General features: G+C 65.7%; 24 protein-coding genes. 13 read left to right on the forward strand and 11 right to left on the reverse strand.

Translation table 11 applies throughout. The features are described 5' to 3' along the window. The first annotated feature begins 4 nt into the window (after positions 1 to 4). Positions 5 to 1,387 carry an MFS transporter gene (locus AC1MCD_RS01805; protein WP_498675324.1) on the forward strand — a complete coding sequence of 461 codons (1,383 nt, stop codon included), beginning with the start codon at positions 5 to 7 and terminating at the stop codon, positions 1,385 to 1,387. Between the two features lie 64 nt (positions 1,388 to 1,451). Next, entirely contained in the window at positions 1,452 to 2,201 is a 750-nt protein-coding gene (locus AC1MCD_RS01810; protein WP_498675326.1) for a 3-hydroxybutyrate dehydrogenase, read from the forward strand. Positions 2,202 to 2,267: 66 nt separating this feature from the next. On the opposite strand, the gene AC1MCD_RS01815 is transcribed toward AC1MCD_RS01810, so the two are convergent. Both AC1MCD_RS01815 and AC1MCD_RS01820 read right to left on the reverse strand, forming a co-directional pair. Further along, positions 2,268 to 2,531, reverse strand: coding sequence for a hypothetical protein (locus AC1MCD_RS01815; protein WP_498675329.1), 264 nt, complete (start codon positions 2,529 to 2,531; stop codon positions 2,268 to 2,270). Positions 2,532 to 2,767: 236 nt separating this feature from the next. After that, on the reverse strand, positions 2,768 to 3,145 hold the full coding sequence (locus AC1MCD_RS01820; RefSeq protein WP_498675331.1) for a winged helix-turn-helix transcriptional regulator: 378 nt from the start codon (positions 3,143 to 3,145) through the stop codon (positions 2,768 to 2,770). A 122-nt stretch (positions 3,146 to 3,267) separates the two neighbouring features. On the opposite strand from AC1MCD_RS01820, the gene AC1MCD_RS01825 reads away from it, so the two are divergent. Continuing rightward, positions 3,268 to 4,131, forward strand: a complete 864-nt coding sequence (locus AC1MCD_RS01825) for an SDR family oxidoreductase (protein ID WP_498675332.1) — start codon at positions 3,268 to 3,270, stop codon at positions 4,129 to 4,131. Between the two features lie 168 nt (positions 4,132 to 4,299). Here AC1MCD_RS01825 and AC1MCD_RS01830 read toward each other — a convergent pair whose 3' ends face one another. Next, positions 4,300 to 5,808 (reverse strand): amino acid permease, encoded by a 1,509-nt coding sequence (locus AC1MCD_RS01830; RefSeq protein ID WP_498675333.1) that lies wholly within the window; start codon positions 5,806 to 5,808, stop codon positions 4,300 to 4,302. A 157-nt stretch (positions 5,809 to 5,965) separates the two neighbouring features. On the opposite strand from AC1MCD_RS01830, the gene AC1MCD_RS01835 reads away from it, so the two are divergent. From AC1MCD_RS01835 to AC1MCD_RS01850, 4 genes are all read left to right on the forward strand, one after another. Continuing rightward, entirely contained in the window at positions 5,966 to 6,478 is a 513-nt protein-coding gene (locus AC1MCD_RS01835; protein ID WP_498675335.1) for a hypothetical protein, read from the forward strand. Continuing rightward, entirely contained in the window at positions 6,472 to 6,705 is a 234-nt protein-coding gene (locus AC1MCD_RS01840) for a helix-turn-helix transcriptional regulator (RefSeq protein ID WP_498675336.1), read from the forward strand. Before AC1MCD_RS01835 ends, AC1MCD_RS01840 begins: the two co-directional genes overlap by 7 nt. Continuing rightward, positions 6,702 to 7,673 (forward strand): NAD(P)-dependent alcohol dehydrogenase, encoded by a 972-nt coding sequence (locus tag AC1MCD_RS01845; RefSeq protein WP_498675338.1) that lies wholly within the window; start codon positions 6,702 to 6,704, stop codon positions 7,671 to 7,673. Before AC1MCD_RS01840 ends, AC1MCD_RS01845 begins: the two co-directional genes overlap by 4 nt. Positions 7,674 to 7,762: 89 nt before the next feature. Further along, complete coding sequence (locus AC1MCD_RS01850) at positions 7,763 to 9,331, forward strand: HNH endonuclease signature motif containing protein (RefSeq protein ID WP_498675339.1); 1,569 nt, start codon at positions 7,763 to 7,765, stop codon at positions 9,329 to 9,331. 13 nt (positions 9,332 to 9,344) lie between these two features. Here the strand turns inward: AC1MCD_RS01850 and AC1MCD_RS01855 are convergent, their stop codons facing one another. Further along, positions 9,345 to 9,557 (reverse strand): helix-hairpin-helix domain-containing protein, encoded by a 213-nt coding sequence (locus tag AC1MCD_RS01855; RefSeq protein WP_498675341.1) that lies wholly within the window; start codon positions 9,555 to 9,557, stop codon positions 9,345 to 9,347. Further along, entirely contained in the window at positions 9,554 to 10,126 is a 573-nt protein-coding gene (locus tag AC1MCD_RS01860; RefSeq protein WP_498675344.1) for a DinB family protein, read from the reverse strand. The genes AC1MCD_RS01855 and AC1MCD_RS01860 overlap by 4 nt, the downstream gene beginning before the upstream one ends. A 192-nt stretch (positions 10,127 to 10,318) precedes the next feature. On the opposite strand from AC1MCD_RS01860, the gene AC1MCD_RS01865 reads away from it, so the two are divergent. The 4 genes from AC1MCD_RS01865 (at position 10,319) to AC1MCD_RS01880 (ending at position 14,980) form a co-directional block, all read left to right on the forward strand. Next, positions 10,319 to 11,116 (forward strand): IclR family transcriptional regulator, encoded by a 798-nt coding sequence (locus AC1MCD_RS01865; RefSeq protein ID WP_190989556.1) that lies wholly within the window; start codon positions 10,319 to 10,321, stop codon positions 11,114 to 11,116. A gap of 168 nt (positions 11,117 to 11,284) precedes the next feature. Next, positions 11,285 to 12,985 (forward strand): urocanate hydratase, encoded by a 1,701-nt coding sequence (gene hutU / locus AC1MCD_RS01870; protein WP_498675347.1) that lies wholly within the window; start codon positions 11,285 to 11,287, stop codon positions 12,983 to 12,985. 5 nt (positions 12,986 to 12,990) lie between these two features. After that, positions 12,991 to 14,583 (forward strand): histidine ammonia-lyase, encoded by a 1,593-nt coding sequence (gene hutH / locus AC1MCD_RS01875; protein WP_498675349.1) that lies wholly within the window; start codon positions 12,991 to 12,993, stop codon positions 14,581 to 14,583. A gap of 160 nt (positions 14,584 to 14,743) precedes the next feature. Further along, positions 14,744 to 14,980, forward strand: coding sequence for a hypothetical protein (locus AC1MCD_RS01880; RefSeq protein WP_498675350.1), 237 nt, complete (start codon positions 14,744 to 14,746; stop codon positions 14,978 to 14,980). A 73-nt stretch (positions 14,981 to 15,053) separates the two neighbouring features. Here the strand turns inward: AC1MCD_RS01880 and AC1MCD_RS01885 are convergent, their stop codons facing one another. The 5 genes from AC1MCD_RS01885 to AC1MCD_RS01905 form a co-directional block, all read right to left on the reverse strand. Next, the gene (locus tag AC1MCD_RS01885) at positions 15,054 to 15,311 is read right to left on the reverse strand and encodes a hypothetical protein (protein WP_498675352.1); all 258 of its coding nucleotides are present in this window, start codon (positions 15,309 to 15,311) and stop codon (positions 15,054 to 15,056) included. A gap of 168 nt (positions 15,312 to 15,479) precedes the next feature. Further along, the gene (locus AC1MCD_RS01890) at positions 15,480 to 15,881 is read right to left on the reverse strand and encodes a universal stress protein (protein ID WP_498675353.1); all 402 of its coding nucleotides are present in this window, start codon (positions 15,879 to 15,881) and stop codon (positions 15,480 to 15,482) included. A gap of 63 nt (positions 15,882 to 15,944) precedes the next feature. Further along, positions 15,945 to 17,483, reverse strand: coding sequence for a tripartite tricarboxylate transporter permease (locus AC1MCD_RS01895; protein ID WP_498675355.1), 1,539 nt, complete (start codon positions 17,481 to 17,483; stop codon positions 15,945 to 15,947). Next, the gene (locus AC1MCD_RS01900) at positions 17,483 to 17,995 is read right to left on the reverse strand and encodes a tripartite tricarboxylate transporter TctB family protein (protein ID WP_498675357.1); all 513 of its coding nucleotides are present in this window, start codon (positions 17,993 to 17,995) and stop codon (positions 17,483 to 17,485) included. The genes AC1MCD_RS01895 and AC1MCD_RS01900 overlap by 1 nt, the downstream gene beginning before the upstream one ends. After that, on the reverse strand, positions 17,992 to 19,002 hold the full coding sequence (locus AC1MCD_RS01905; RefSeq protein WP_498675359.1) for a Bug family tripartite tricarboxylate transporter substrate binding protein: 1,011 nt from the start codon (positions 19,000 to 19,002) through the stop codon (positions 17,992 to 17,994). Before AC1MCD_RS01905 ends, AC1MCD_RS01900 begins: the two co-directional genes overlap by 4 nt. A 281-nt stretch (positions 19,003 to 19,283) precedes the next feature. Between AC1MCD_RS01905 and AC1MCD_RS01910 the strand changes: the two genes are divergently transcribed. Together AC1MCD_RS01910 and AC1MCD_RS01915 are read left to right on the forward strand one after the other, a co-directional pair. After that, positions 19,284 to 20,858 carry a sensor histidine kinase gene (locus tag AC1MCD_RS01910; protein WP_498675361.1) on the forward strand — a complete coding sequence of 525 codons (1,575 nt, stop codon included), beginning with the start codon at positions 19,284 to 19,286 and terminating at the stop codon, positions 20,856 to 20,858. Continuing rightward, on the forward strand, positions 20,855 to 21,532 hold the full coding sequence (locus AC1MCD_RS01915) for a response regulator (protein WP_498675364.1): 678 nt from the start codon (positions 20,855 to 20,857) through the stop codon (positions 21,530 to 21,532). The genes AC1MCD_RS01910 and AC1MCD_RS01915 overlap by 4 nt, the downstream gene beginning before the upstream one ends. A 22-nt stretch (positions 21,533 to 21,554) precedes the next feature. On the opposite strand, the gene hutG is transcribed toward AC1MCD_RS01915, so the two are convergent. Beyond that, positions 21,555 to 22,526: a formimidoylglutamase gene (gene hutG / locus AC1MCD_RS01920; protein ID WP_498675366.1), complete on the reverse strand. Its 972-nt coding sequence runs from the start codon at positions 22,524 to 22,526 to the stop codon at positions 21,555 to 21,557. Between the last annotated feature and the right edge of the window lie 42 nt (positions 22,527 to 22,568).

The following is a 22,568-nucleotide window of genomic DNA, read 5'->3' on the forward strand; positions in this document are numbered from 1 at the left end:
ACTCATGAGCGTAGAGCAGCGCTCGGCAGACAATGCCGCCGGACCCGCATCCAAGGGATCCGGCCTCAAAAAAATCGTAGCCGCCTCAATGGTGGGCACCGTGGTGGAATGGTACGAATTCTTCCTCTACGCCACCGCGGCAACCCTCGTGTTCGGGAAGTACTTCTTCCCCGCCACGGGCAACGAACTGGACGGCATCATCCAGGCATTCATCACCTACGCCGTGGGCTTTGTGGCCCGCCCGCTTGGTGGCATCGTGTTCGGCCAGATCGGTGACAAGCTGGGCCGCAAGCCCACCCTGCAGCTGACCATCGTGATCGTCGGCGTGGCAACGTTCCTCATGGGCTGCCTCCCGGGCTTCGCCGACATCGGCTACGCGGCCCCGGCCCTCCTGGTTGCCCTGCGCTTCATCCAGGGCTTCGCGCTCGGCGGTGAATGGGGCGGCGCCGTGCTGCTGGTAGCAGAGCACAGCCCCAACAACGCCCGCGGCTTCTGGTCCAGCTGGCCGCAGGCCGCGGTACCGGTGGGCAACCTGCTCGCAACGCTCGTACTCTTCGTTATGTCCACCACCCTCAGCGCCGAGGCGTTTCTCGGCTGGGGCTGGCGTGTAGCCTTCTGGCTCTCCGCCGTGATTGTGTTCGTTGGCTACTACATCCGGACCCACGTCACCGAAGCGCCCATCTTCCTCGAAGCCAAGGCCCTTGTGGAGAAGGAACAGGCCGTCAGCTACGGCGTTTTCGAAGTGGTGCGCAAGTACCCCAAGGGCATCCTGCAGGCCATGGGACTCCGCTTTGCCGAGAACATCATGTACTACCTGGTGGTCAGCTTCGCGATCGTCTACCTCAAGAGCGTGCACAAGTACGACACCTCATCGCTCCTGCTGGCGCTGCTGATCGCCCACGTCATCCACTTCCTGGTTATCCCGCAGGTGGGCCGGCTCGTGGACAAGGTGGGACGCAAGCCCGTCTACCTCATCGGTGCCATCACCGGTGCAGCATGGCCGTTCTTCGCCTTCCCCATGTTCGACACCCGCAACGCCGTGGTGATTGTCCTCGCCGTGACCATCGGCCTGTGCCTGCACGCCTTTATGTACGCAGGCCAGCCCGCCATTATGGCTGAGCTCTTCCCCACCCGGATGCGCTACTCTGGCGTTTCGCTGGGCTCGCAGGTCACGTCCATCTTCGCCGGTTCACTCGCCCCGCTGCTGGCCACCCAGTGGCTCAAGGACACCGGCTCCTGGGTCCCTACCGCCATCTACCTGGTGGTGGCCTGCGGCATCACCGTGGTAGCGGTGCTGAGCCTGAAGGAGACTAGGGGCATCGCGCTGGAGGATGTGGACAAGGCCGACGCCGCCCGCGAGGGTCTGCTCCCAAGCAGCTCACGCTGAGCTGCTTGAGCAGCACTAACCGCGACGCCTGATGGAAACGCACACGATGGGAACCGGATCTGGAATGGAAAACACACTGAACGGCCGCAAGGCAGTTGTCACGGGCGGCGCCAGCGGGATTGGTGCCGCGTGTGTCCGGGAACTCGCCGCCCGCGGGGCGAAGGTGGTGGTTGCCGACGTCGACGCCGCCGGAGCCGCCGCCCTCGCCGACGAAGTGGGCGGCACCTCCTGGGCCGTTGATCTGCTGGACGTGGACAAGCTCGGCACCCTGAGTTTGGACTGCGACATCCTGGTGAACAATGCCGGGATCCAGCGGATTAGTCCCATCGAGGATTTTGATCCCGTGGAATTCCGCCGGATCATCGCCCTCATGCTGGAGGCGCCGTTCCTGCTGATCCGGGCTGCCCTGCCGCACATGTACGCCAATGGGTTCGGGCGCGTCATCAACCTGTCCTCGGTGCACGGAATCCGTGCCTCCCCGTTCAAAAGTGCGTACGTATCCGCCAAGCACGGCCTGGAAGGGCTGAGCAAGGTGACGGCACTTGAGGGCGGGGAGCATGGAGTCACCTCCAACTGCGTAAACCCGGGCTATGTCCGCACGGCGCTGGTGGAGAAACAGATTACTGACCAGGCCAAGGTGCACGGGATCCCTGAATCCGAGGTGCTGGCCAAGGTCATGCTCACCGAGTCCGCCATCAAGCGCCTGGTAGAGCCCGCCGAGGTGGCTGCCCTGGTGGCCTGGCTGGCGTCCGATCACGCCGGCATGGTGACAGGGGCCAGCTACACGATGGACGGCGGCTGGTCGGCGCGCTAACCAGTACCTCCCTGCAGTGCGGCCCGCTTGTTCCCGGTCCACCGCGCCCACCGCCATCTGAGGCAGCTAATCCTGCGGCCTCAGGTGGCGGTGGTCGTAGTAGAACACACCCGCCGCCGCGCCGACCTCCACTGAGGGCCCCCGGTGGGACATAACGATCCCCTCGTTCCGGCCGTTGAAGGGGTCATCGCCCACCACGGCATCGCCCACCCGGTAGGGCGGCCTCGGGCCAAATGCCGCGAGGGCCCGGCTCCAGGCGCGGACGATGAGCGTGGAAAGTTTGACGGGCCTGCCCATGCTGGCCATGTCCTGGACCTGTGCTTTCACCATGCGAACCACTCCTTGAAGGGGCGTGGAGCCGCCCACTGCGGTGCGGTAGCCGGAAAGCTCCCAGCAGAGGATGGTCCTCCTGTTCCTGGCTGGCACCGTAGAAGAACGGTAAGCGCTATTCACACCAGTCACACCAGTAACATGTACTCGAGTCTTTGAGGGGCTGGTACCTAGGTATTTTGGCAGGCCCTTGTGCGGACTGCCGAAGTCACGGAATCCCAGTTTGGCAGGCTTCGTCAGCGCTGAGTCTTCAGGATTTCCTCGGCGTTGTTATAGGCCCAGGCCACGAGTGGTACGAGCAGGGCCGTCAGTTCGTAGCCGCGTTCCGTCAGGCTGTAGTCCACGCGGGGTGGAATGACCGGCTGGGCATGACGCAGCACCAGACCGTCACTCTCCAGTGTTTTCAGGGTCTGGGCCAGCATCTTCTCGCTGATGCCTTCGGCCCGGCGCCGCAGTTCGCTCCAGCGCTGTTCACCCTCTGAGAGCGCCAGCAGAATCAGCACGCCCCATTTGCTGGTGATGTGGTCCAGCACCGTCCGGCTGGGGCACCCTGCCGGGAACACGCCGTCGGCAAAGCCTGCGGGCAGGCGGCCCGGAAATGTCTGTGCTTCCATGCCTCCAACTTACCAAAAGGTGAGTACCTTACTTCAAAGTGCGTACCTTCCATTGGGAAGCATTCGGCGAAAATGCTGGTCGTGCACGGTGACCCCCTTGCAGATGGTGAAAGGAACCACCCATGAGCATCGTCATTACCGGAGCAACCGGACAGCTTGGCCGCCACGTCCTTGAAGCCCTCCTGGCGCGCGACGTCCCGGCTACGCAGATCGTGGCCGCCGGCCGTTCCATCGGGAAACTTGCCGACCTGGAAGCACGCGGTGTGCAGGTCCGGGCGATGGACTACGCCGACGCCGCTTCGGTGGCAAAGGCGCTCGAAGGTGCCACCAAAGTCCTTCTGATTTCCGGCAGCGAGGTGGGGCAGCGGGTTGAGCAGCACCGCACCGTCATCGAGGCCGCCAAGGCCGAGGGTGTGGAGCTCATCGCCTACACGAGCATCGCCAACGCCGATACCACCGGCATGAAGTTGGCCGCCGAGCACCAGGCTACCGAGGACCTCCTCAAGGGCTCCGGAGTTCCGTTCGCCCTTCTCCGCAATGGCTGGTACCTCGAAAACTATACGGAGCAACTGCAGGGAACCCTCGCGCAGGGCGCCCTCGCCGGCAGCGCCGGCGAAGGCAAAGTCAGTGCCGCGTCCCGCTTGGACTACGCCGAGGCTGCCGCCGCCGTCCTCGTCGCCGACAACCAGGCCGGCAAGGTTTACGAGCTCGGCGGTGACCACGCCTTCACGCTCGCGGAACTGGCCCAGGAAATCAGCACCGCAGCCAACCAGGCGGCGGCTTACCAGGACCTTCCGGCCAGCGACTACGCCGGTCTCCTGGCCGGCTTTGGTGTTCCGCAGGCCTTCGCTGCCATCCTGGCGGACTCGGACCTCGGCATCGCCCGGGGCGACCTCCTTGTCAGCGGTTCTGACCTCCGCCAGCTGATCGGCCGGCCCACCACACCGATGCCGGCGGCCATCCGTTCGGCGCTCGCCACCGCCTAACCCCCAAACGCTCTCTCACTTAATGCGCTCTTTGGGCGAACGCTCTCTCACTTAATGTGGCACATCCACGAACGCTCTATCACTCTCCTCAAGAGAGTGGTAGAGCGTTCGGTTTTAACCCGTATTAAGTGAGAGAGCGTTGGAAAGGGGGTGGGGTGGGGGAGCCGGCTACCGGCCTGTCTGCCCGGCGGACTCAACCACCGGCAGCGGTGAGGTTTCGTCCACCAGTTCGGCCCGGCGTCGTCCGTTCCCCTTGACCCAAAGGCGGTAGGCAAGGACCAGCAGCCCCAGCCACACGGCACCGACGTAGAGTGCCACACGGGTGTCCTCGAAGGCGCCGAGGACAGCGATGACCAGCGCCATGAACGCGATGGTGAGTATGGACGCCGCGGGCCACCATGGCGAGGGGAATTCCGACGCCGGCAGGCCCTTCCGGGCGATCTCGCGCTTCATGGCCACGTGCGAGGCGAGGATCATGACCCACACCCAGACGGTGGCGAACGTGGCAATCGAGGCGATCACAATGAACACGTCCTCGGGAATCACCGCGTTCAGGACCACGCCCACCAGCAGGATGCCAGCCATCATGACTACGGTCATCCACGGCACCCCATGGCGGGATACCTTGCCGAATACCGCCGGCGCGTGGCCCTGCCCGGACAGTCCGAAGAGGATGCGGCCGGCGCCGAAGATATCGCTGTTGATGGCGGAGAGGGCGGCAGTGATCACTACCGCGTTGAGGATGTGCGGTGCCGCTGGGATGCCCAGGCCGCTGAAAATCTGTACAAAGGGGCTGCCGTTGGTGCCGATCTCGTTCCACGGGAAGAGGCTCATCAGGACGCCGAGGGTCAGGACGTAGAACAGCAGGACGCGGACGGGCACGGTATTGACGGCCTTGGGGATGACTTTCTTGGGATCCGCGGCCTCGCCCGCTGTGATGCCGAGCGTCTCGATCCCGCCGAAGGCGAACATCACCACGGCGAACGAGGCCAGGAGGCCTTCGAAGCCGTTGGGGAACATTCCGCCGTGCTCCACGAGGTTGCCCAGCCCCGGCGCCACGGTGGAACCGCCGGCCTGGAAGCCGAAGGCGATGATCGCCGCGCCGCCGGCAATCATGGCGATGATGGCCGCCACCTTGATCAGCGAGAACCAGAACTCCAGTTCCCCGAACACCTTTACACTGAGCAGGTTGAGAGCCGCCAGGAAGAAGATAATGGCCAGGATCCAGATCCAGCGGTCCACCTCGGGGAACCAGAAGCCCATATAGATGCTGAAGGCTGTCACGTCGGCGATCGCCACAATGGCCATCTCAAAGACGTACGTCCAGCCGGTCACGAATCCGGCCAGCGGCCCGAGATAGCGGCTGGCGTACTGGCCGAAGGACCCGGAAACGGGGTGCCGCACGGCCATCTCACCGAGGGCACGCATCACCATGAACACCGCGGCGCCGCCGATGATGTAGGCGAGAAGGACCGCCGGGCCTGCCTTTTGGATGGCGGAGGCGGAGCCGTAGAACAGCCCCGTGCCGATGGCCGAGCCGAGTGCCATAAAGCGGATGTGCCGGACGTTCAGTCCGCGGTTGAGGGTACCGCCCAGGACGCGCCCGACGGCGGTGCCTTCCGTGGGGTTTTCCGCTTGGCTTGCGTCTGGCTTGGCTGCGCTTGGTGCTGGCTGCATACAAATACCTTCTCGTCATTGGGAGGGGGATCGCTAACCAGCAGACCATTTTCGGGGCCGACGTGATGAGCCTCACGGGTGCTTGGTGTCTTCGATCTCAGACTGGGCAGGTTGCTGCAGGCTCTTCGTAAAGGCATAGTCCAAAACTCTTGACATCATGTCAGCTTTTCTTTACTTTGGAGATGTCAGCTTTGTTTTACATCTGGTGCTGTTTGCGATGGCAGCTACGGCGGGAGCGGAAATGTCCTTCGAAGAGAAGAGTGCCTGGATCATGGGGGTGGCCGCCGTCGCGTCCTACGGCGTGTACCTGGCCATAATTCTTGGCCGCGCCGGGACCACGCCCCTTGCCAAGGTCCCCTATGTTGCGCCCCTTTTGTGGACCATTGGAGCCTCTATCGCGGCGTCCATAGCGCTGCACACACTGATAGGCATCCTCTCGCCCCGGGACGCCGGAAAGAAGGACCAGCGGGACAGGGAGATCTACCGGTTCGGTGAGTACATCGGCCAGTCCTTTTTAGTGGTCGGGGGAGTGGCCGCGCTGCTCATGGCGATGGCCGAGTGGGGCCACTTCTGGATTGCCAACGTCATCTATCTGGCCTTTGTGCTGTCCGCGGTCCTGGGTTCGGTGGCCAAGATCGTCGCCTACCGCAGGGGGTTCCAGCCATGGTGAAGCCAACCCGCGTCACCAATTCCCTCCGCCGCCTGCGCTTTGAACGCGGCGAAATGACCCAGGCCGAACTTGCCGATCGTGTAGGCGTCACCCGCCAGACCGTTATTGCCATCGAGCAGGGGCGGTATTCGCCGTCCCTTGAGATGGCCTTCCAGATCGCCCACGTCCTCAGTGTCCCGCTCGAGGACGTCTTCCAGTACCCGCACCACGAAGGAGAAGCATCATGAAAGCTATCGTTCAGGACGTTTACGGGAATTCCGACGTGCTCAGGCTGGGGGACATCCCCCAGCCAGCGCCGGGCCCCGGCGAGGTGCTTATCAAAGTCCGCGCGGCCGGCGTCGACCAGGGCGTGTGGCACCTGATGACCGGACGGCCGTACTTGGTCCGGCTCCTCGGTTACGGGCTGAAGAAGCCCAAGATGCCGGTCCGGGGCAGGGAGGTGGCCGGCGTCGTCGAAGCGGTTGGCGAGGGCGTGACCCGCTTCAAGCCCGGCGACGAAGTGTTTGGCACCTGTGAAGGGTCGTTCGCCGAATACGTCTGCGCGAAGGAGGCACTGCTTGCCGCTAAGCCGGCGAACCTGACGTTTGAGGAAACCGCGGCTACGCCTATCTCGGCTGTCACCGCGTTGCAGGCCGTCCGCGACGCCGGGCAGGTTGCCGCCGGACACAAGGTGCTGGTCATTGGCGCGGGCGGGGGAGTGGGATCCTTCGCCGTGCAGATCGCCAAGGACTCCGGCGCCGAGGTCACCGGCGTCTGCAGCACAGGAAAGGTAGAGCTGGTCCGGTCCCTCGGTGCCGATCACGTCATTGATTACACCCGGGACGATATTTCGCGGGGCGGTGTCGTGTATGACGTCATCATCGATACCGCCGGCAACCGGCGCCTCTCAAGTCTCCGGAAGGCGCTCACGCCGCAGGGGACTCTGGTGATCGTCGGGGGCGAAGGCGGCGGGAGAATTACCGGCGGATTTGAGCGTGCGATGGCTGCGCCGCTGGCATCCCTGTTTTCCGGCCAGAAGTTCAAGGGGCTCGTTACGAAGGAGAACTACAAGGACCTCGAAGCGCTGACAAGGCTGTTTGAAGGCGGCAGCGTGAAACCCGCCGTTGACAAGGTTTACGCTTTGGCGGAAGCCCCCGCCGCCATCGCCTACCTCCACGACGGCGGGGTGCGCGGCAAGGTGGTTGTCAGAATCTGAGCGGTTGCGGTGGTGTTAATTGGGCAAAGTTATCCACATAGGCAAGCCGCCACCCTGCTTTTGCCTGACTCCCGCGGGAAGCTGGAGGTATGGACAACACAGGGGCGGCGGAGGTTATGGAAGCCGTCGTGGCCGCCGCCCTCCGGATGGCCGGTGTGCTCCGTGGGACAACCGTGAATCCGCCGGCCGACCCGTTCGGGGACCCGGCCCGTTGGCAGGCTGAAGCGTGCCTGACCGTGCTAGCCGGGACGACGGGGATGGAGGCCATGGTCGCGGCCGTGAAGGTCCATGCCGCGGGCGGCTACGACGAGGCGGCCCGGCTGATCGCGGGCCCCGTCACCTCCCCGCAGGAGCAGAGCGCCCAGGAGATGAGCACCGTGGCCGAGGTCGCCTGCGCCCTGACGGTCAGCGAACGCACCGGCAGCGCACTGCTGGGCGAAGCACACCGCCTGACCACCGCTCTGCCGTTGACGCTTGCCGCTCTGGAGGCAGGGTCGATTTCGTGGCAGCACGCCCGGGTCATGGTCGACGAAACCCTCAACCTGGACACGGCCGGCGCGCACGCGTTGGAGGCGCACTTCCTGGACCCGGCCGCACCCAACCCCGCCCGCGGCCCGGCCGGGGACATGATCCCGTCCCGGTTCCGCGCCAAAGCCCGCACCTGGCGCGAACGCCACCACCCGGACAGCATCGAAAAACGCCACACCAAGAGGGCCGCGGACCGGCGGGTCGAGTACTCCCCGGACCGGGACGGCATGGCCTGGCTCTCCGCCTACCTCCCCGCCGATCAGGCAGCCGGGATCTGGGACCGCACCACCTCCGCCGCCCGGGCAATGCAGGGCCCCACCGAGGCCAGGACACTCACCCAACTCCGCGCCGACACCGCCGCGGCCTGGCTCCTGGGCGGGGACGCTGACCTCATCCCGTCACCAAAAGCCCAGGTCCTGGTCACGGTGCCGGTGTTCGCGCTGATGGGCCTGACCGAAGGACCCGCCACCCTCGACGGGTACGGGCCCATCCCTCCCTCCATGGCCCGCGCCCTCGTCGCCGACGGCGCGGATTCCTTCCATCGCGTCCTGACCGACCCACGCGACGGGGCACCCCTGGAAATCGGCCGGGACAGCTACCGGATCCCCAAAGCCATGCGCCAATGGCTCAGGATGCGGGACGGCAAGTGCCCCTTCCCGGGCTGCAGCAACCAGTCCCTGGACAACGACGCCGACCACCTCCTCGCCTGGCACCAAGGCGGAACCACCGGAATCGCCAACCTCGGCCAACCATGCCCCAAGCACCACCGGCTCAAACACACCACACCCTGGAAACCCACCGAAGCCACCAAAACCGAACCACCCGGCTGGATCTCACCCACCGGCCGCCACTACGCCAGCGAACACCCCGACTGGGAACCACCCACCTGGCCACAGCAACTGAAATATCCGAAGGGATTCGACGCGGGTATTGGGAGGGACCAGGAACGGGCAGTCAAAGAACAGACAGCCCACGCACGGGCAGATCAGAAGCACGCAGACCAGAAGAACGCCTACCAACGATCTGGCGCTGCTCAGGATGGAGACGCCCCACCCGAAGACCCGGTGGATGGCGAGTCCTGCCCGGACTGGGCGTCACCTCCGACCGCAGGGATGCACTCAGTCACCTAGACAGGGCCCGACCTCAGGGAGCGAAGGTGAGACCGCGATCGGTCGCGGCCGCTTCGAGAATCCGCACGGCCTTCGGGCCAACGCCGTGCATGGCAAGCAATTCTCTGCGGCCCGGCTCGGCCACCTCAGCCAAGGAAGTGATGCCCGCACGGAGGAGAGCACTGTTGGCAGGCCTGCCAATCGGGGGCAGATCCCCGATCTGCGCAGGAACGTCTTGGGTGCTCATGCTTTCCTCGCTGCAGCTTCGATGGCGGCACGGTGCGCGCCCCACTCTTCAGGGCTGCGCACTGTGAGGTTGGGGTCCCCTGGGCGCTGGCCGGCCGTACCGTCGATGAGTTCGCGCAGGATGTCCGCGTGACCCAGGTGGTGGGCCCGTTCCGCGACCATATGGACCAAAATCTGATGCAGGGTGACATGACACCGCTCCTCAGGCCACCAGGGCACCATGCCGGCGGCCTCCTGTGGGAGGGCCTCGATGGTGGCATCGCTGTGCGCGGCGGCGAAGTGGTGCAGCTCAACAATGTCCTCCCGGCTCTCGTCAGCGGTCGCCCACAGATCCGCGTCGGGGCTTGCGCCGTCGTCAAGCCAGGGGAGGTGCCGGCCGCTGGGACGGCCGAAAACCACGCCGAAGTAGTCAAGCTCCACACTCGCCACGTGCTTAACGAGCCCCAGCAGGTTGGTGCCGGTGGGCGTAAGTGGCCGGCGGACGTCGTACTCACTCAGCCCGTCCAGCTTGCTGAGGAGGCTGTCGCGCCGGACGCGCAGGTAGTGGTGCAGCGTTCCTTTTTCGTCCATAGCGGGCACTCTACCGAACTGCCCTGCATGTTCGGCTCGAACGCGTGCGCCCACCGGCTCCCTCCCGGCATAGTCTGGTATACCGGACACCGAACGCGTCCACTGACGCAACGGGCTCAGGCGTGGAAAGCAAGCTTAAGTACGGTATCCCGGACATCCGGCGAAGACGACGGCGACACATCGGAGAATCCAGTGGCAGACACAGAAGCAAAGGTGACGTCCAAAGTCCCCGCTGCCGAGAACACCCTTCGCATCCTCAAGCTGTTGGCATCGAAACGCGGTCCCATGGCGGCGTCGAGCATTGCCACATCGCTGGGACTGCCCCGTTCCAGCGTTTACCACCTGTTGGGTGTGATGGAGGCGAACGGGTTTGTCCTCCATCTGCACGAGGAGCAGCGGTACGGGCTCGGCATCAGTGCCTTCGAGCTGAGCTCGGCCTATTCGCGGCAGGAGCCGCTGTCACGGCTGGGCCGGCCGCTGCTGGCTTCGCTGGTGGATGTGATCGGGGAGAGCGCCCACCTGGCGGTGCTTCATGGCCGTGACGTGCTGTACATCGTGGAGGAGCGGGCCAAGAACCGCCCGTCGCTAGTGACCGACGTCGGTGTCCGCCTTCCCAGCCACCTCACCGCTAGCGGGCGCGCCATCCTCGCGGCGTTACCGAAGTCGCAGGTCCGGGCGCTGTACCCGAACGCCGCAGCCTTCACCGCCCGCCACGAGGTGGAGGGCGCCATCATGAAGTACTCGGCGCTGTCCTCGCATCTGGATCAGGTCAGGCAGCGCGGTTACGCCACCGAACATGGTGAAGTGACGCCCGGCTTCGGCTCCATCGCGGCCGCTGTCACCGATCACGTTGGCTGGCCTACCGCGGCCGTGGCCGTCACGTTCCTCGAGGACAAGCTGCCCGCGGATCAGTGGCCCGCCCTCGCCGCCAGGGTGCAGAAGGTGGCGGACGAGCTCTCGGTCCGGATTCACGGCCGGCCCGGCAAATAAGCCATCCAGACCGGCCGCACCGGGCACGAGGGGGCCCAGCTTGGATGCGGCCGGCACGTCTGGAATCCCGGACACCACCCCTCCCAAAGCTCTGTTTGCGCCGCCGCCAAACGGCTTTAGTGGATACAGAACCTCTTCCCTAAAGCACCAACACGAGAAGGAGCCCCCATGGCACCCGCCGATTTCACCACCGGTGCCCGCCCGGTCAAAGCTGCCCGCGGCACCAAGCTCACCGCCAAGAGCTGGCAGACGGAAGCCCCGCTGCGCATGCTCATGAACAACCTGGACCCCGAGGTCGCTGAACGACCGGATGATCTGGTGGTCTACGGCGGCACTGGCCGGGCCGTCCGCAGCTGGGCAGCGTTCGACGCCATCACCCGCACCCTGGAAACCATGGAAAAGGACGAGACCCTCCTGGTCCAGTCCGGCAAGCCAGTCGGCGTCTTCCGCACCAACGAGTGGGCCCCGCGCGTGCTCCTCGCCAATTCCAACCTCGTGGGCGACTGGGCGAACTGGCCCGAGTTCCGGCGGCTTGAGGCCGAGGGCCTTATGATGTACGGCCAGATGACCGCCGGGTCCTGGATCTACATCGGCACGCAGGGCATCCTGCAGGGCACCTTTGAAACCTTCGCCGCGATCGCCCGCAAGCTGACCGGCGACGAGAACGGCACCCTCGCCGGCACGCTAACCCTCACCGGCGGCTGCGGCGGCATGGGCGGCGCCCAGCCGCTCGCCGTCACCCTGAACGATGGCGCGTGCCTGATTGTCGACGTCGACGAAAGCCACCTGCGCCGCCGCGCCGGCAAGCGCTACCTCGACGAGGTGGAAACCGATCTCGACGCCGCCATCGCCAAGGTGCTCAAGGCCAAGGAGGAGCGGCGCGGCTGGTCCGTGGGCTACGTGGGCAATGCCGCCGAGGTGTTCCCGGAGATCCTGCGCCGCCACAACGCCGGCGAACTGACGGTGGACATCGTCACGGACCAGACCTCCGCCCACGATCCGCTGAGCTACCTGCCGGAAGGCATCTCGGTGGAGGAATGGCACCGCGAAGCCGAGGCCGACCCGGAGGGCTTCACCAAGAAAGCCCAGGCCTCCATGGCACGGCACGTCCAGGCGATGGTGGAATTCCAGGATGCCGGCGCTGAGGTCTTCGACTACGGCAACTCCATCCGCGACGAAGCACGCAAGGGCGGCTACAACCGGGCCTTCGAATTCCCTGGCTTCGTTCCCGCCTACATCCGGCCGCTGTTCTGCGAGGGACTGGGCCCGTTCCGCTGGGTTGCGCTCTCCGGCGACCCCGAAGATATCCGCGTCACCGATCAGGCCATCAAGGAACTGTTCCCGGAGAACAAGCACCTGCACCGCTGGATCGACGCGGCCCAGGAACGCGTCGAATTCGAAGGCCTGCCGGCCCGGATCTGCTGGCTGGGCTACGGCGAACGCGCCAAGGCCGGGCTGCTGTTCAACCGGCTCGTCAAGGAAGGCAAAGTCAAGGCCCCCATCGTGATCGGCCGCGACCACCTCGACTCCGGTTCGGTCGCTTCCCCGTACCGCGAAACCGAGTCCATGGCCGACGGCTCCGATGCGATCGCCGACTGGCCCATGCTGAACGCACTCCTTAACACCGCCTCCGGCGCCACCTGGGTATCACTGCACCACGGCGGCGGCGTTGGTATCGGCCGCTCCATCCACGCCGGCCAGGTCTCGGTCGCGGACGGCACCGACCTGGCTGCGGAGAAGCTCGAACGCCTCCTCACCAACGACCCCGGCATGGGCGTCATCCGCCACGCGGACGCAGGCTACGAACGCGCCCTCGAGGTCGCCAAAGAACGCGGCGTCCGCATCCCGATGAACGAAAACACGAAGTAGGAATCATGACCGCCATTACCCACGAACCGCTCACCGTCACCCTCGGCTCCAGCGGCGTCACGCCTGCGGACGTCGTCGCCGTCGCCCGCCACAACGCCACGGTGACCATCGCCCAGGACGCGCTCGACAACGTCGCGAAAGTCCGCGCCCACATCGACAGCCTGGCGCACAGCGAGACGCCCGCCTACGGCATCTCCACCGGCTTCGGCGCGCTGGCAAACCGCCACATCCCGAACGAACTGCGCACCCAGCTGCAGAAGTCGCTCATCCGCAGCCACGCCGCCGGCATGGGCCCCGCCGTGGAACGCGAAGTGGTGCGCGGCATCATGTTCCTGCGCGCCAAGACGCTCGCCTCCGGCCGCACGGGCGTCCGCCCCGCTGTCCTGCAGACCATGGTGGACGTGCTCAACGCCGGCATCACGCCTGTGGTCCGCGAGTTCGGTTCGCTGGGATGCTCAGGCGACCTCGCCCCGCTGTCACACTGCGCCCTCGTGCTGATGGGAGAGGGGGAGGCCGTAGGGCCCGACGGCGTGACGTACGGCGGCCGCGGCGAACAGCCTGTCGCCGTACTGCTCGCCGAACACGGCATCGAGCCCGTGACGCTTGCCGAAAAGGAAGGGCTGGCGCTGGTCAACGGCACCGAGGGCATGCTCGGCATGCTCCTGATGGCCATCGCGGACATCCGCAAACTGCTGACGACGGCGGATATCACCGCGGCGATGAGCGTCGAGGCACTTCTCGGTACAGATCAGGTGTTCCTGCCGGAGCTGCACGCGGCCCTGCGCCCGCACCCCGGCCAGGCAGCGTCCGCGGACAACATACTGCGGGTGCTGTCCGGTTCGCCCATCGTGGCGTCGCACCGCGTCGGCGACTCCAAAGTCCAGGACGCCTATTCGCTGCGCTGTGCACCCCAGGTTGCCGGCGCCGTCCGGGACACCGTGGACTACGCCAGGCTGGTGGCTTCCCGCGAACTTGCTGCCGCCATCGACAATCCGGTGGTCCTGCCCGACGGGCGTGTCAGCTCCAATGGCAACTTCCACGGCGCCCCGGTGGCCTATGTGCTCGACTTCCTGGCCATCGCCGTGGCGGACCTGAGTTCCATCGCCGAGCGCCGCACCGACCGCATGCTGGACCCGGCCCGCTCGCACGGACTGCCTGCCTTCCTGGCTGCAGACCCGGGTGTTGACTCCGGTTTGATGATTGCCCAGTACACGCAGGCGGGGCTGGTCTCTGAAAACAAGCGGCTGGCGGTCCCAGCGTCGGTGGACTCAATTCCGAGCTCAGCGATGCAGGAAGACCACGTGTCCATGGGCTGGCATGCCGCCCGCAAGCTGCGCAAGGCTGTGGAGAACCTCCGCCGTGTCCTGGCGATCGAACTGGTCACCAGTGCACGCGCCATCGATATCCGCATCCAGCTGTCTGGCGGAGAACTGCTCCCCGGCCCGGCGGGTACTGCTGTTATCGGTGTCCTGCGCGAGCACGTCGAGGGCCCAGGCGCGGACCGGTTCCTGTCTCCGGAACTGGAAACCGCTGACCGTCTGGTGGCCTCCGGGGACCTGATTGCCGCTGCCGAAGCCGCCGTCGGGATTCTTGCGTAAGGAGGAATATTCTTCGGTCTCCGCTCACTTTTCGGACCAAAGCTGAAATATGGTGCAACACGCACATTTCCGGTCCGGGAAATGTAGTAGAACTGAAGGTGTAGTAAAAGTCACATCAACGAGGCTGTGGCAGGACGTATACAAAGGGGTAGAAGTTCAAATGAAAGCACGTGGGGCTGTTCTTTCGAGACGCAACGCACATTCGACCATCGTCTCGGACTGGGGAACATTCCAGGCCGGGGACCGGGTTGAAATCATCAAACACGCGCATGTCATTGCGGCGGGCGAGGTTGAAGAAGTATCGCAGAGCGGGAATGTGTTGTGGCTCGTGCCCGCCGGGCCGGCAGAAGAGCAACTCTTCCTGAAATCCGATGGCGTGCAGGTCCGGCGAAGCTGACCCTGAACGCAAAAAAGTCCCTGCAGCCCGGTGGAACCGGGAGGCGGGGACTTTTTTGTTGGCTGTGGGTTGATTAGGCCGCGATGGCTTCGTAGGTCTCGCCGAAGGGGACGGACTCGTCCAGGGCAACAGTAAAGCGCCCGGGACGCAGCCGGGTCACAAGGATGCCGCAGGCAGCGTCCTTGGCCGTTTCGATGAGGGTGGCAACAGCGTTGTCCAGTCCTTCGTGCATCTCCTCGGCAGTGGCAAACTGCAGGTCGAGTGACCGGGTGTCTGAGGCCTCGCCGGCCGCAACGACGGTCAGGGGGCGTTCCAATAGGGCTGTAGTCATACCTTCAAGTATACCGAACAGATCCGAAGATGTCAGATGACTGCTCTTTGAAGCGGTAGCGTAACAAAAAACCGAAGCTTGTTCGCGTAACCCCGCCCTGACGGCGCGGATTCGCGAACAAGCTTCGGTCTTGGGCGGGCGGGCGAGCGCTGGCCTTCAGCCCCGGACTTAGCCGCCCGCGCCCGCCTTCACGGCGAGGACGGGACAATCGGCCTCGAGCAGGATGCGCTGCGACGTGCTCCCCATGATCAGTTTGCCCACGGGCGTCCGGCGGCGCAGGCCGATCACAATCAGTTCCGCGTTGTGCTCCTCGGCCGCGTCCAGGACCTCGGCTGCTGGGTCGTGGCCGCGGACGGGCTGCTTGATGACATGGTCGATGCCGTGCGAGGCCAGGCGTTCCGCGATGCCCTGCATCTCGTTTTCCTGCGCGTACCGGTTATCCACCAGGGCATCGCCCTTGGAGGAATTGATGACCAGAAGCGTGGCGTTCGATTTCCTGGCCTCCTCGATGGCCTGGGTCAGCGCCGCTTCGCCCTCAGGGGTAGGGACGTATCCCACCACGATCGTCATGATTGCTCCTTATGTTCTGCTGAATGCGGGTAGGTAGGGTTCGGCGGGTGGATCGGTGGCCGTTCAGTCGCTGTAGTCGGCTCCGCCGGAGTTGGCGGGCAGCAGTGAGCTGCGTGCCGGACGGTTCCGGCGGATCAGTTTGAGCAGCAGCGGCCACAGCAGGATGATCGCCACGATGATGTAAATAACGACGGCGATCGGCTCGCTCCAGAGTCCGGCAGGGTCGCCGGCACTCAGCTGCAGCGTCTGGCGCAGCTGCTTTTCAAGGCGCGGGCCCAGGATGACGCCCAGGATCAGCGGCAGAACCGGGAGCCCGAAGCGCCGCATCATGAACCCAAGCGCACCGAGCGCCAGCAGGAGCACCAGATCAAATGCCTGCAGGTTCACTGAGTAGGCGCCCAGGGTAGCGAAGAACAGGATGCCGGCGTACAGGTAGGGCCGCGGGATCTGCAGGAGTTTCGCCCACAGGGGAGCCAGCGGCAGGTTGATGATCAGGAGCAGCAGGTTACCGATGAAGAGGCTCGCGATCAGGGCCCAGACAAGAGGTCCCTGGCTTTCGAACAGCTGCGGACCGGGCTGAATGCCGTACTGCGTGAAGGCTGCCAGCATCACTGCGGCTGTGGCGTTGGTGGGCAGGCCCAGGGCCAGCATGGGGGTCAGGGTTCCGGCGGCCGCAGCGTTGTTGGCTGCTTCCGGCCCGGCCACGCCCTCGATGGCGCCTTTGCCGAATTCTTCAGGGTGCTTGCTGAGGCGCTTTTCCGTGACGTAGGAGAGGAAGGTGGGGATTTCCGCACCGCCGGCCGGAAGTGCTCCAAACGGGAAGCCGAAGGCGGTTCCACGGAGCCAAGGCTTCCAGGACCGCTTCCAGTCTTCCTTGCCCATCCAGGGCTGACCCACCGGAATGATCTGCATTGGTGTCCGGCGCAGGTGGGCTGCAACCCAGAGCGCCTCGCCGACGGCGAAGATGGCGACTGCCACCACCACGATGTCCAGCCCATCCGCCAGGAGCGGCACGCCGAACGTGAGCCGGGCCTGGCCCGTGACCGAGTCCAGGCCCACCAGACCGATGGCGAGCCCAAGCCCCAGGGATGCGAAACCCCGCAGGCGTGAGGAGCCAAGTACGGCGGTGACCGCCAACAGGGCCAGGATCATGATGGCGAAGTAGCTCGGCGCGCCAAGGCTGATGGCGAACTTCACCACGATGGGAGCGCAGACCGCAAGGAGCGTGGTGCCGATGGTGCCGGCCACGAACGAGCCGATGGCCGCCGTCGCAAGTGCCTGCGCGGCCCTGCCGGCTTTGGCCATCTTGTTGCCTTCGATGGCGGTGACCACCGATGACGATTCACCCGGCGTATTAAGCAGGATGGAGGTGGTGGAGCCGCCGTACATGCCGCCGTAGTAGATGCCGGCGAACATGATGAAGGCGCTGGTGGGTTCCAGTGCGTAGGTGACCGGAAGCAGCAGTGCCACGGTCATGGCCGGGCCGAGGCCCGGGAGGACGCCGACGGCGGTGCCCAGGACTACGCCGATGACGGCGTAGAGGAAATTCATGGGGGTAAGGGCGGTGGCAAAGCCGTCCATGAGGGAGGAGAAGACATCCATCAGAGAATCCCTTCCAGGAGTCCGGCGGGCAGCGCTATGCCAAGGCCGAGGTAGAAGCCGTAAAAAGTCAGGAGGGACATGGCCACTGAGATAAGGCCGTCGCGGATGTAGTTCCGGCCGCCGAGAGCCCAGACGCTGCCCCAGAACAGGACGGTTCCCGAGATCACCCAGCCTGCCCAGTCGATCAGCAGGATGTTGGCGATGAAGGCTCCGGCCAGTGGCAGGACGGTTTTCCAGTCGGCGGGGTGGGTCAGGTCCACGTCCTCGCCGCCTTCTGCCTCGCCTTTGCCGCCGCGGAGGACGTTGATGGCGAGAAGGACGGCGCAGACCAGCAGCAGCCCGCCAACGATGAACGGCAGGGTCTTGGGTCCTACGGGATCAGACTTTGAGTACGGGGTAACGATGCGGACGGCGTCCGCGATGACCACGGCCCCGGCCGCCCCGAGCAGGAGGGCAACCCCCAGCTCGGAGCGGCCTTTAAGCTTTGCAGCCAATGAGGTGGAGGAACTCACGCCAAGCCAAGCTTCGTGAGAACGTCGGCCACCCGCTTGTCCTGCTCTTTCAGGAAGGACTCGAATTTGTCGCCGGTGATGAAGGCATCGGTCCAGCTGTGCGTCTTAAGGGCTTCCTGCCATGCGGCGCTGCTGTGCATCTTCTCCACGGCGGCGATCAGTTTGGCTTTGTCGGCGTCGCTGATTCCGGGAGGCGCAACCAGACCGCGCCAGTTGCTGAACACCAGGTCAATGTTGGATTCCTTCAGCGTGGGGGCGTCCACGCCGTCGAGCCGCTTCTCGCCGCTGGTGGCCAGGACGCGGACCTCGCCGGACTCAATCTGCTTGAGGTATTCGCCGGCGCCGGATGCTGCGAAGCCCACCTTGTTGCCGAGGATGGCCGGAAGAAGGTCTCCGCCGCCGTCGTAGGACACAAAGTTCACCTTGGTGGCGTCGATTCCGACGGCACCGGCGAGCTGCATGGGCAGCAGGTGGTCGGGGCCGCCGGGGGAGGAGCCGCCGCCAACGCTGATGGAGCCGGGGTCAGCCTTCCAGGCGGTGATCAGGTCATCGATGGTCTTGAAGGGTGAGTTCTTGTTGACCATGATCGCGCCGGGCTCTTCGATGAGCTTGGCCAGGGGGGTGGTGTCCGTCAGTTTGGACTGGGATTTGTTGGTGTAGCTGGCGCCCACCACGCCCAGGCCCATGAGCATGGCGAGGTCGCCGTTGCCCTTTTCGTTGACCACGCGGGCCAGGCCCACAGTGCCGCCGGCGCCGGCGAGGTTGAAGACTTCGGTGTTGGTGGCGATCTTTTCGTCGTCGAGCACCTTCGCGGCAACCCGGGCGGTGGTGTCGTAGCCGCCGCCCGGGGTGTTGGGGACCATGATCTGGAGCCCGGTCACCGGGCCGGCAGCGGAGCCGGAGCTCGTGGAGTCGGTGGCGGTCTTTCCGGTGGCACCGCAGCCGGTGGCCATCAGGGCGATGCCGGCGGCGACGGCGGCGATTCGCAATGCGCGGATCTGGCGCATGGTATTCCTCTTCTCAATAAAACTGTTCAGCGAGACTGACTGGTGATCCGATGCTAGGCGCAGGGGTGACCGGCATCACTCTTGTGTACGCAGAGAAAGTTAAGTTCATTGCGTTCACGTTTCGGCCCTCTCACGTGGACGTTTCCGGCGCTCCCGTGGCGTGGACTGAGGCCGGAGTGCCGGTACGGTGGGGGTATAGTTCCGGTACCCCGCCCGCGCCGTGATTAAACCGGAGCGCACCTCGCCAGAAGAAAGACCCTACAGTGACTCGACGAAGAGGAATGTCCCTTGCAGGGCAGTACCTGCTGCTCCAGTTGCTGATCGTCCTGGCCGTCCTGGTGGCAGTGGTGGCGATATCGCTGGCGCAGTCCGCTGCAACGTTTGAGCGGATCGAGGGACGGCGGGCGCTTTCCGCCGCCGAGGCCCTGGGTAATAACCCGGCCGTCCGCGCCCTGCTTCCGTCGGCGGAACCGCGGGGCAGCGCAAGCCTGGCGGCAGTGGCGGAGTCGGTCCGCACCGTTTCGGGGTCCTCGCAGGTTGCGATCGCCCAGATCGACCGCACGGTGGTGGCTTCGTCCGATCCGAATCTGCTGGCCCACCCGTTGGATCTCGGCGCCAGCAGGGTCATGGAAGGCCGTGCCTGGACCGGCCCGGTGGGCGGGGCGGGGTCACAGTCCCTGTCCGCACATGTGCCGGTCCTGGACGACAACGGGAAGATGATCGGCATCGCGTCCATCAGCCGGAACTACCCCTCGACGCTTGAACGGCTGGGGGATGCCGTGCCGAACCTCCTCACCTATCTGGGGGTGGCGAGCGTGCTGGGGATTGCCGGATCACTGCTGCTGGCCCGCCGGGTGAAGCGGCAGACGCTTGGCATGGAACCCAGTGAGATTACCGGCCTGGTGGAGAATCGGGAGGCGATGCTGCATGGCCTGAAGGAAGGCGTGGTGGCCCTCGACCCGCACGAGCGCATCACCGTGGTCAATGACAGTGCCCGCGCGTTACTCGGGCTCCCCGCTGACTGTGTGGGGAAAAGGCTGCATAGCCTGTCCGTGGAGCCTGCCCTGGAGGACGTCCTGACCCGCGAGCAGCCGGGGCCGGACCGGCTGGTGCTGGTGGGTGACCGTCTGGTGGTGCTGAACCGCGTCCCCATCCGGTCCCGTGGCCGGGATATCGGCTCGGTCACCACGCTGCGTGACCGCACGGAGCTCTCCGCCCTTGAGCGCGAGCTTGGCACTACCCGGACGGCCACCGACACCCTCCGCGCCCAAGCACATGAATTCGCCAACCAGCTGCACGTGATCTCCGGCCTCATCCAGATTGGCGAGTACGATTCCGTGGTCCAGTTCGTCAACGGCGTCACCCTGGACAGGACCCGGCTGAACGACGAGGTCACGAGCCGCATCCAGGATCCGGCGCTCGCCGCCCTGCTGATTGCCAAGTCCAGCCTCGCCACCGAACGCGGCGTGACGCTGCAACTGGACCCCGAGTCCGGGCTGGAGCGCGTCGACGATGAGCTGTCCCGCGACCTGACCACCGTCGTCGGAAACCTCGTGGACAACGCGTTCGACGCCGTCGCCGGGCTTCCGGAACCGGCGGTGCGCGTGCTGGTGGAGGACACGGCCGACGGTGTTACGGTCACCGTCCGGGATAGCGGTCCGGGCGTTGCCGGGAACACAGCGGAGATCTTCCGGCAGGGTTTTACCACCAAGGAACCCGGTCCCGCGGGCAGCAGGGGCTTCGGCCTGGCACTTTCCCGGGTGGTCTGCAGGCGCAGCGGCGGCGACCTGGCGGTGGCCAATGACAAGGGGGCGGTCTTCACGGCTGTCCTGAAGAGAAAGAAAACCGAACCATGATCAAAGTCCTGATTGTTGACGACGACTTCATGGTGGCTAAGGTCCACGCGGGGTTCATCCAGCGCACGCCCGGGTTCACCGTGGTGGGCGCGGCCCATACGGGAGCCCAGGCCGTGACCGAAACCGCGCGGCTGCAGCCGGACCTGGTCCTGCTAGACATCCATCTCCCGGACGCCAACGGCCTTGACCTGATGCACCGGCTGCGCGAAGTGGCCCCGGAACTGGACGTGCTCGTGATCAGCGCCGCCCGCGAGGTGGACACGGTGCGCAAGGCCCTCCGCGGCGGGATTGTGCACTACCTCATCAAGCCCTTCTCGCAGACTGACCTGCAGGAACGGCTGGAGCACTACCGCAGCGCCTACCAGGGCCTGGACTCGTCAAAGGACGTGGCGGAGCAGTCGGACGTGAACCGGGTGTTCGGGCTGGACGGCGCTGCAGGCAAGGACGGGCGGCCGCTGCCCAAGGGCTGCAGCATCGAGACGCTGAAGCTTGTGGAAGCCGCGCTGAAAGAGGCCGACGGCGACCTGTCCGCCAACGAAGTTGCTGTCCAGCTGGGCACGTCCCGGGTCAGCGCCCGCCGGTACCTTGAGTACCTGAACGACGAAGGGGTGCTGGACGTCCGGCTCAAGTACGGCGTGGGCCGGCCCGAGCGGCGCTACCTGCTGAAGGCTTAGCCAAACGGGCCCTGGCGGGTGCCTAGCGAAGCAGCGTGTTCACCAGCCGGGCCGCAACCTTGGCGGTGCGGCCGTCGATGTCGAACGCGGGGTTCAGTTCTGCCACGTCCACGTGCAGGAGCTTGCCGCTTGCGGCCACCTGGCGGCAGACGGCGCTGATCACGGGCAGCGGAACGCCATAGGCGGCCGGCGCGCTCACGCCGGGGGCAACGGACGCCGGCAGGACGTCCAAGTCGATGGTCAGGTACAGCACGTCCACGCTGTCCAGGAACTGCGCAACGAAATCGTGTGCCCGTGCGGGCGTGCAGTCCTCATCGGGCAAGTACTGCACGCCCAGCTGGTCTGCCGTGGCAAAGAGCGCCCGGGTGTTGTTCGGCTCAGAGATTCCGACGACGGCGTACCTGAATTCGCGCCCCGCGGCGGCTTCCGCGTGGGCAATCTGGAGGAACGGCGTTCCGGAACTGGGAAGGGGTTCAGCGCGGAGGTCGAAGTGGGCGTCCAGGTTCAGGATCCCCAGCCGCCGGCCGCTGCGGACTGCCTCGGACGCTGCCACCCCCAGATAGCTGGCGTAGGCCGTCTCGTGCCCGCCGCCCAGCACCATGGTGAGCCTGCCGGCGTCGAGCAGGGACGCAACAGCCTCCCCGGCGCGGGCCTGGCCAGCCTCCAGGGCGCCGTCCGCGACCACGACGTCGCCGGCGTCGGACACACTGCGGTCAAGGTGGAACGCCAGCGGACCCAGCGCGGCCCGGATGGCTGCGGGGGCTGCGGCGGCTCCGGTCCGGCCCTTGTTGCGGCGGACGCCTTCATCGCTGGCGAACCCGAGGATCACGGCGGGCGGGGGGACGGAGCCGGCGGGCAGCTCGGCGCCGGGAACATCTCCGGGCACATACGGTGAAACCGCCTGCCACCAGCGGCGGTGCTCGATGCCGTCGCCGTCGAACCTCCCGGTCCAGGGCTGCGGCGGAACGTCAACGGAGGGCGCGGAAGAAACCATTCCCCTAGCTCACCGCAGCCCGGCCGCGAAAGCCAGCAGCGC

The organism is Arthrobacter sp. BF1, assembly GCF_056680215.1.

Excerpts from the sequence above, each read along its gene's own strand:
- AC1MCD_RS01805 (WP_498675324.1), top strand. The coding sequence starts at position 5 with ATGAGCGTAGAGCAGCGCTCGGCAGACAATGCCGCCGGACCCGCATCC.
- AC1MCD_RS01810 (WP_498675326.1), top strand. The coding sequence starts at position 1,452 with ATGGAAAACACACTGAACGGCCGCAAGGCAGTTGTCACGGGCGGCGCC.
- AC1MCD_RS01815 (WP_498675329.1), bottom strand. The coding sequence starts at position 2,531 with ATGGTGAAAGCACAGGTCCAGGACATGGCCAGCATGGGCAGGCCCGTC.
- AC1MCD_RS01820 (WP_498675331.1), bottom strand. The coding sequence starts at position 3,145 with ATGGAAGCACAGACATTTCCGGGCCGCCTGCCCGCAGGCTTTGCCGAC.
- AC1MCD_RS01825 (WP_498675332.1), top strand. The coding sequence starts at position 3,268 with ATGAGCATCGTCATTACCGGAGCAACCGGACAGCTTGGCCGCCACGTC.
- AC1MCD_RS01830 (WP_498675333.1), bottom strand. The coding sequence starts at position 5,808 with ATGCAGCCAGCACCAAGCGCAGCCAAGCCAGACGCAAGCCAAGCGGAA.
- AC1MCD_RS01835 (WP_498675335.1), top strand. The coding sequence starts at position 5,966 with ATGTCAGCTTTTCTTTACTTTGGAGATGTCAGCTTTGTTTTACATCTG.
- AC1MCD_RS01840 (WP_498675336.1), top strand. The coding sequence starts at position 6,472 with ATGGTGAAGCCAACCCGCGTCACCAATTCCCTCCGCCGCCTGCGCTTT.
- AC1MCD_RS01845 (WP_498675338.1), top strand. The coding sequence starts at position 6,702 with ATGAAAGCTATCGTTCAGGACGTTTACGGGAATTCCGACGTGCTCAGG.
- AC1MCD_RS01850 (WP_498675339.1), top strand. The coding sequence starts at position 7,763 with ATGGACAACACAGGGGCGGCGGAGGTTATGGAAGCCGTCGTGGCCGCC.
- AC1MCD_RS01855 (WP_498675341.1), bottom strand. The coding sequence starts at position 9,557 with ATGAGCACCCAAGACGTTCCTGCGCAGATCGGGGATCTGCCCCCGATT.
- AC1MCD_RS01860 (WP_498675344.1), bottom strand. The coding sequence starts at position 10,126 with ATGGACGAAAAAGGAACGCTGCACCACTACCTGCGCGTCCGGCGCGAC.
- hutU (WP_498675347.1), top strand. The coding sequence starts at position 11,285 with ATGGCACCCGCCGATTTCACCACCGGTGCCCGCCCGGTCAAAGCTGCC.
- hutH (WP_498675349.1), top strand. The coding sequence starts at position 12,991 with ATGACCGCCATTACCCACGAACCGCTCACCGTCACCCTCGGCTCCAGC.
- AC1MCD_RS01880 (WP_498675350.1), top strand. The coding sequence starts at position 14,744 with ATGAAAGCACGTGGGGCTGTTCTTTCGAGACGCAACGCACATTCGACC.
- AC1MCD_RS01885 (WP_498675352.1), bottom strand. The coding sequence starts at position 15,311 with ATGACTACAGCCCTATTGGAACGCCCCCTGACCGTCGTTGCGGCCGGC.
- AC1MCD_RS01890 (WP_498675353.1), bottom strand. The coding sequence starts at position 15,881 with ATGACGATCGTGGTGGGATACGTCCCTACCCCTGAGGGCGAAGCGGCG.
- AC1MCD_RS01895 (WP_498675355.1), bottom strand. The coding sequence starts at position 17,483 with ATGGATGTCTTCTCCTCCCTCATGGACGGCTTTGCCACCGCCCTTACC.
- AC1MCD_RS01905 (WP_498675359.1), bottom strand. The coding sequence starts at position 19,002 with ATGCGCCAGATCCGCGCATTGCGAATCGCCGCCGTCGCCGCCGGCATC.
- AC1MCD_RS01910 (WP_498675361.1), top strand. The coding sequence starts at position 19,284 with ATGTCCCTTGCAGGGCAGTACCTGCTGCTCCAGTTGCTGATCGTCCTG.
- AC1MCD_RS01915 (WP_498675364.1), top strand. The coding sequence starts at position 20,855 with ATGATCAAAGTCCTGATTGTTGACGACGACTTCATGGTGGCTAAGGTC.
- hutG (WP_498675366.1), bottom strand. The coding sequence starts at position 22,526 with ATGGTTTCTTCCGCGCCCTCCGTTGACGTTCCGCCGCAGCCCTGGACC.